Raw genomic sequence first — 6,268 nt, forward strand, 5'->3', positions numbered from 1 at the left:
CGAACCCCGCCTGACGGCAGAAACCGTGGAGAGCCCGTTACCGAGAGATCGGTACGGCGGGTTCGGCGAGCGGTCCGGGGAAACGGACCGGTGGTAACACCGGAACCGCGCCCCGGGCCGACTCAACGGGGTGAGCCCGGGAAGGCCCGCGTCGATCGCCGCCTGGTCGAAGACGTCCCGGCGGAAGTTGTTGTTGCGCAGCACCCCGCCGCCGCGGGCCGTGAAGACGAGGTCGTCAGGGCCCTTGCCGGCAAGGTGCTGGCCGAGCACGTCGGCCAGGAACCGGGGGATGGGGACGCTGCGGCACTGGTGACTCTTCGGGGTGTCGAAGACGAGATGCCCTTCGACCTCCGTCACCGACTCGGCGACCTCCAGGCGCCGGCGCAGCAGGTTCACCCGCCGCACGCGCAGCGCGGCCAGCTCACCCCAGCGCAGGCCGGTGTACGCGAGCGTGTAGATCACCAGCCCGTCCGTCTCGCCGCAAGCGGTGGCCAGCGCCTCGACCTGGCCGTGGTCGAGGAAGAGCTTGTCCGGGGTCCGGGCCGGTGGCAGCCGCACGCCCTTTGCCGGGTTGCGGACAATCCGGTTGTCCTTCACCGCCAGGTCGAGCATCAGCGACAGCACCCGGTACGCCTGCCGGACCGACGAGGCCGACAGCCCATCTGCCGAAAGTTCGGTGATCCAGGTGGCCACGTCCGCGTGCGAGACAGCGGACAGCGGCGTGCGGCCCCAGCGCGGGAGTACCTGACGGCGGAGGAGTCCGGCGTACCGGGCGCGGGTGGTCTGCTTCAGTTGGCCGAGGGTGCCCGTCCACCGCTGTGACCAGTCCTCCACGGTGATCCGGGCGCGGGCCGGATCGACCCACTCGCCGCGAGTTTTCGCGGTCTCGACGCCGGCAAGCCAGCGTTCCGCGTCGACCTTCCGGTCGAAGTGCCGCGCGTGTTCCTTGCCGGACGGGTCGCGGTAGCGGGCCCGCCATTTCCCGTCGGGACGTTTCTTCGCACTCGCCATCTCACGCCGCTTTCTGGGTGTCGAGCCACTGCCGAATATCGGCCGGGTCGTAGCGCAGCCACCGGCCGACGCGGTAGCAGGAAGGGCCGATGCCGCCACTGGTACAGCGTCGAGACCGGAACGCCGAGATACTCGGCTGTCTCTTCGGCCGACCACAGCCGCTCACTCCTCTCCGGAAGGGCTGAGACGTAGCGAGCACTGCTTCCAGGCCGGGGCACGGGCTGTTTCCTTTCCTCCACGGTCAGGCTGCGCGGAATTCCTGGTGTCCTCTCTGTGAGGTGGGTCCGGGTGGTCGCGGGCCGGGAACTGCGCCGGGCACTGTTGTCGCCGCTTGCTGTGCTGCTTGCAGTTGCGAGCGCCAGGTTTGGCGTTCCGCGACCGCGCGCAGGATGAGGTGATCGCGGCGGGGTGTGCCCGGGTCGCCGGGGCGTAGGAGTTGCCAGGCGTGCCGGGTCTGGTCGATCTTCTGGCCGGCCGCTTCGAGGAGGGCCGAGACGAACGCCCGCCGGTCGGCCTTGTGATCGGCCAGGCTCTTGCCGGACCACTGCCGGGAGACCAGGACCCGCCGTCCACCGAACCCGAGCGTCTCGCGGCGATGCGCCTTTCCCTTGCACCGACCGGGCGCCAGGCCGGGACGGGCGTTGCGCGGCTGGACACCGTAGGTCAGCCAGTTCGCGCAGACGGGGGAGCAGGGTTCGTGCCGGAGCGCGTCCGCGAACCGGTCGACGTGCTGCTGTCGAGCGCCGGTGTCGGCCGCGTGGCAGGTGTCGAGGCTCTTGGTCAGGTACTTCGTCAGGTAGCCAATGAGTCTGCCCGCTGTCCGGAAGTCCGCGGTGACCCCGTCCACGCGGACCTGCGGGCCGAATCGGACCACGTGCGCCGGTTCGTCGTCCTCGCCGATCGCGTCCAGCGCCTCATCCCAGGACAGCAGAAGCGTCCCGGTGCTCGGGTCGATGTAGCCACCTTGGGCGTCGTCCCACACCGGCGGACTATCCGGGTCGAATTTCGGTCTGTCGCAGTTCGGCCACCAGACGTTTTGGTACGTTGCTGCCGCGACCTGGCGGATCACCGCCCGGGGAATCGTCCCGCGGATCGCGGCATGCAGGTGTGGGGCGAGGCGCCGTTGCGGTTCCAGGGTGGCGAAGTACTGCACGTTCCACCCGACCGCACGGCGCAGGTTCTGAAAGAACCGATCGACCAGCTTCGGGAAGTGCAGTGCGTCCCGCGCCGCGCGCCGGTAGTCGTAGGAGTCCGGGTCGACGGGGGTGCCGTCGGAGTGCACCCGCCCATAGCTGTCACAGGTCAGGGTGAGGAACAGCGAGGGCCGCCACACGGTGCCGTCCGGTGCGGTGAACGTCCGCCCGACCGTGCGCCGGTCCACCGGCAGCCGGGGCAGATCCGGCACATCCTGCCGCCGCTTCGTGGACCGGACCCGCCGTGGCCGGTCTCGCTGTTCGGAGGCCGCTCTGCCGCGGACGCCGAGGGCGGACAGTTCCGCGTCCACCTGGCCGATCAGTTCGTCAATCTCGGCAACGCCGGCCGGGTCGTTCTCCGCTTCCACCTGTTCCCGGACGACTTCCAGGTCGGCGCGGAAGGTCGCGAGCGTCTTCATGTCGTCGGTGGGCGGGTCCGGGTCGGGAAGCGGTTCGGTGTCGAGGTGCCAGCCGGACTTGCACTGCGCCATCCGCAGCCGCTGAGCGCGCTCCGCACACGGCGGGCACTTGCTGGCCAGCGTCGCCCCGCAGGGCACGGCGTGCACCGAGGTCTCCCCGGTGGCGGTGTCGACACGGCGCATCGCCAGCGGACGGATGCACACCCCGTTCTCCACCGCCACGGCCTCCACGACGTGGCGAGCGAGCGGCATCCGGGCACGGTCGACCCGCGACGAGCCGACCGCCGGAACGGGAGCGGCGGAGGGGACAGGAGCGGACGAGGGTGGGACAGGCGGGGCGGGGGTGAACGAGGGCACGGGCGACCACTCCCACAAGGCAGGGCAGACCGGACGGGGAAGGGAGCCTGACGTCGGCCGCCGGGCACCACACCCCCCGCCCCGCCGATGGGACGTCGATGAGGGCCGCCCAGCCATGGTCGCGCCTGCTCCACCCACACGGAGCCCGCTCCGTCTTGTGGGCATAACGGACACTATGTGCGTGACCATCCGTGTGCCAACAGTTATACCGTCAATGTATTGCGACCCGGTATAACCGGTTGGCTCGCCCATCTCTACTTGGTATGGCCTTCATCCACTGGTGGTATGGCCGCCGCCCGCGCCCATCGAGCAGCCCGCACCCAGGGGCGACGAGGAGATCGGCGCCCACCGCTGATGCATGCACGAGCGGGTGTCGATCCGCCAGGACTCCCGCCGTTCCAGATCCTCGATCCACACCGGCCGTCGGGTCAGCGGCTCCGCCACCCGCATATGCGCCCAGCCATGCGCACGGGTGAACTCCGACCGGGCGAACGAGCCCACCACCTCCCCGTCACCGTCGACGACGAGCAGCCGCCCGGAGCTGTGGGTAGGCGCCGCAGGGGGCCGAGGCGTGCCGTAGGACGGCGGAGCGGCCGCGGCGGAGGAGAGCAGACCGTGGTGAACCGCCAGCGCCAACGTCATCGGCCCCGGGCTCGTGGGTACGGCCATGGCGACGTCGACAGCGGTACCAGCGTCCGCGGAGTGCTCCGAGGTGTCGTCGTCGAACCGGCGGAGGAGTTCCGGACGCCAGGTCTCGCCGATGGCGACGACGGCTCCGTCGAGCCCCGCTTGCTGCCCTGCCGTGAACGCCGTGGCCTCCGTGCCGGTGACCCATCGTCCGGCGACGAGCAACGGCGATGGGTCCAGTGCAAGGACCGTGACCAGGGCTCGCCGGTAGTCCGCGAGGGTGAGTGGCGGGTCGCCTTTCGGGTCGTCGTCGTAGGCGGCATCCCGGTCGAGCAGGGCCAGCACGTATGAACGGTATGCCGCCGCGATCGTGGCTTGCCCGGTGCCGCCCATCAGGCCACCGCCGCGGGCACTTCGGCCGCCTGGACCGACGCGGGGAACCGCACCGGGCCGACGCTGTACTCCGACCAGCCGACCTCACGGGCGTACCGGTCGGCCGCGCCTGCGGTCTCAAACGCCAACACGATCTCCCGCACCTGCGGGCTGTCACCTTCGAACCGTACGAGCCCGTAGACCGGTTCTTCCGCCTTCATGGGCAGTGGCTCCCCTCGCCATCCGTCCTGCTTTGCCGCGCACCTTGCGGTGACGTTGAGCGTCGATCAGATGACGGGACGTCCCTACCGCCGATCGGGGACGTTTAGGACGTCTATGATGCTGTCCGTAACGTCCCCGGCGGGAGGGTGTGACAGTGGCGGCCCAGGGAACCAACGAGCACTTGCGGGTGGCCATGGCATCGAGCGGTATGGAGATCGAGACCCTTGCGCGATCAGTCGGCGTGGACCCCAAGACCGTGCAGCGCTGGTTGAGGGGACGCCTTCCCCACCCGCGGCACCGGTGGAAGGCCTCCGACGCACTCAGCCGCTCCGAAGAGGAACTCTGGCCCGAAGCCAGCGCGGCCAGCGCCTCCGGCTCTCTCGTGACCAGCGAGATCGTGTCCGCCTACGCCCGCCGCGCCGACGCACCATCCCAGCTCTGGTCCCGCCTGCTGGACCGCGCCGGCACGACGATCGACCTCATGGGCTACGCAATGCTGTTCTTCCCCGAGCAGCACCCCGACCTGCCCCGCATCCTCGCCGACAAGTGCGCCCAGGGCATGCGCGTCCGCATCGCACTGGCGGACCCGGAGTGCGCCGAGGTCGCCGCCCGCGACGAGCTGGAGAACCTCGGCGGGACACTCCCGGGACGTATCCGCTCGACCGTCGGCCACTTCGAGCCCCTGCTGTCGAACCCCGGCGTCGAGCTGCGGTTCCACCGGGTGCCGCTGTACAACGCGCTCTACCGGTTCGACGACCAGATGCTCGTCACGCCGTACCTGTACAAGCTGCACGGCTTCCAACACCCCATGCTCCACCTGAAGCGACACAGCCCCGCCGGCCTCTTCGAGACCTACGCCCACCAGTTCGAAGCCATCTGGACCACCCCCACCACCAGGCCGCACGACGCCCGACCAGACCGGGAGGCATAGCCCGATGGGCCGCGTCGACTACTACCACGACCCCCACGCTCCCGCTGCAAACTCCCTGGTCGTCGGGGGATCGGCCATCGTCGCCGACACCCAGGGCCGCATCCTGCTTCAGCGGCGTAGCGACTCAGGGAACTGGGCATTGCCCGGCGGGAGGATGGACATCGGCGAGACCTTCGCCGACTGCATCATCCGCGAGACCAAGGAAGAGACCGGGTTCGACGTCAGGATCGACCGCATCGTCGGCATCTACTCTGACCCCGGCCACGTCTTCGCCTACGACAACGGCGAGGTCCGCCAGCAGTTCAACATCTGCTGCGCCTGCACCATCACCGGCGGAACCATCCAGGTCAGCGACGAGTCCACGGCCGTCGAGTTCCACGATCCCGCTACCCTCGACGAGCTGACCATGCACGAGAGCATCCGGATCCGTGTACGTGACTACCTCGCCGACGGGTCGCCGGTACTCCGTTGAGACTGCCGAATCTGCCTGTTTAGGATCAAGACGCGGTGCGGTCTGCGCCGCGCGACCGCCTGCGCGCGGCCGTGAACGGCCGTGCTCGCCGGGCGCGTCGCATAGCGACCGCGAGATAACCGAGGAGCGCCACAGGTCAACGGCGTGGGAGAACCAGCCGGGCGGAGCCTGTCAATCCCGATGAGACATCAGGCTGCTTGGTTTGTGGGTAGCGCCTCCTCGGTCTCGATGATCGCTGGGGGCTGGTTGATCCACGCCTTGGTCGGCAGCGCGGGCGGGGCCGGTCGGCGGTGGAACCGCTCGGGGTGGGCCGCGTAGGCGGCGTCGAGGACCTGGACGCGACGGGCCTGGATCTCGTGGGCGGTGCCGTCATGGACGCTGGCCGGGGTGTGTAGAGCGATACCCGAATGCCTGTGCTCGTTGTTGTAGTAGCGGAAGAAGACGTCGCAGAAAACGCGGGCGTCCTGGAGGGAACCGAAACGTCCCGGGAAAGCGGGACAGTACTTGAGTGTTTTGAAGTGCGCTTCACTATAGGGGTTGATGCTCCTATAGATGTCAAGCGGCCTGAGGTGCCGATGAAGATTCCTTCTCGTGGCTGCTACCGGAAGCGGCCGGTGGCGGTAGAAGGCGATAAACTTCCCGGGCGACATACCTCTTCAAGCAG

At 69.2% G+C, this 6,268-nt stretch carries 6 protein-coding genes and 1 pseudogene; 2 read left to right on the top strand and 5 right to left on the bottom strand.

The window, feature by feature from the left end; genetic code table 11:
- The 4 genes from AB1460_RS35095 to AB1460_RS35115 form a co-directional block, all read right to left on the bottom strand.
- A partial coding sequence (locus tag AB1460_RS35095; RefSeq protein ID WP_368966689.1) for a tyrosine-type recombinase/integrase occupies positions 1-1,011 on the bottom strand: 1,011 nt, incomplete at its 3' end.
- Between the two features lie 241 nt (positions 1,012-1,252).
- A complete protein-coding gene (locus AB1460_RS35105) occupies positions 1,253-2,980 on the bottom strand; it encodes a replication initiator (protein ID WP_368966691.1) in 1,728 nt (575 codons plus the stop codon).
- A 270-nt stretch (positions 2,981-3,250) separates the two neighbouring features.
- Positions 3,251-4,000 (bottom strand): hypothetical protein, encoded by a 750-nt coding sequence (locus AB1460_RS35110; protein WP_368966692.1) that lies wholly within the window; start codon positions 3,998-4,000, stop codon positions 3,251-3,253.
- On the bottom strand, positions 4,000-4,200 hold the full coding sequence (locus AB1460_RS35115; protein WP_368966694.1) for a hypothetical protein: 201 nt from the start codon (positions 4,198-4,200) through the stop codon (positions 4,000-4,002). Before AB1460_RS35115 ends, AB1460_RS35110 begins: the two co-directional genes overlap by 1 nt.
- A 194-nt stretch (positions 4,201-4,394) precedes the next feature.
- On the opposite strand from AB1460_RS35115, the gene AB1460_RS35120 reads away from it, so the two are divergent.
- Positions 4,395-5,132, top strand: coding sequence for a helix-turn-helix domain-containing protein (locus tag AB1460_RS35120; protein WP_368966698.1), 738 nt, complete (start codon positions 4,395-4,397; stop codon positions 5,130-5,132).
- Positions 5,133-5,136: 4 nt separating this feature from the next.
- Positions 5,137-5,604 (top strand): NUDIX domain-containing protein, encoded by a 468-nt coding sequence (locus AB1460_RS35125; protein ID WP_368966696.1) that lies wholly within the window; start codon positions 5,137-5,139, stop codon positions 5,602-5,604.
- A 188-nt stretch (positions 5,605-5,792) separates the two neighbouring features.
- Here AB1460_RS35125 and AB1460_RS35130 read toward each other — a convergent pair.
- Positions 5,793-6,143, bottom strand: a pseudogene (locus AB1460_RS35130) (integrase core domain-containing protein); the annotation flags it as partial.
- Positions 6,144-6,268 lie beyond the last annotated feature (125 nt).

This window comes from Parafrankia sp. FMc2 (genome assembly GCF_041008525.1).
GTDB lineage: Bacteria > Actinomycetota > Actinomycetes > Frankiales > Frankiaceae > Parafrankia.

Coding starts and splice junctions, on each gene's coding strand:
- AB1460_RS35115 (WP_368966694.1), bottom strand. CDS start 4,200: ATGAAGGCGGAAGAACCGGTCTACGGGCTCGTACGGTTCGAAGGTGAC.
- AB1460_RS35125 (WP_368966696.1), top strand. CDS start 5,137: ATGGGCCGCGTCGACTACTACCACGACCCCCACGCTCCCGCTGCAAAC.
- AB1460_RS35120 (WP_368966698.1), top strand. CDS start 4,395: ATGGCATCGAGCGGTATGGAGATCGAGACCCTTGCGCGATCAGTCGGC.
- AB1460_RS35110 (WP_368966692.1), bottom strand. CDS start 4,000: ATGGGCGGCACCGGGCAAGCCACGATCGCGGCGGCATACCGTTCATAC.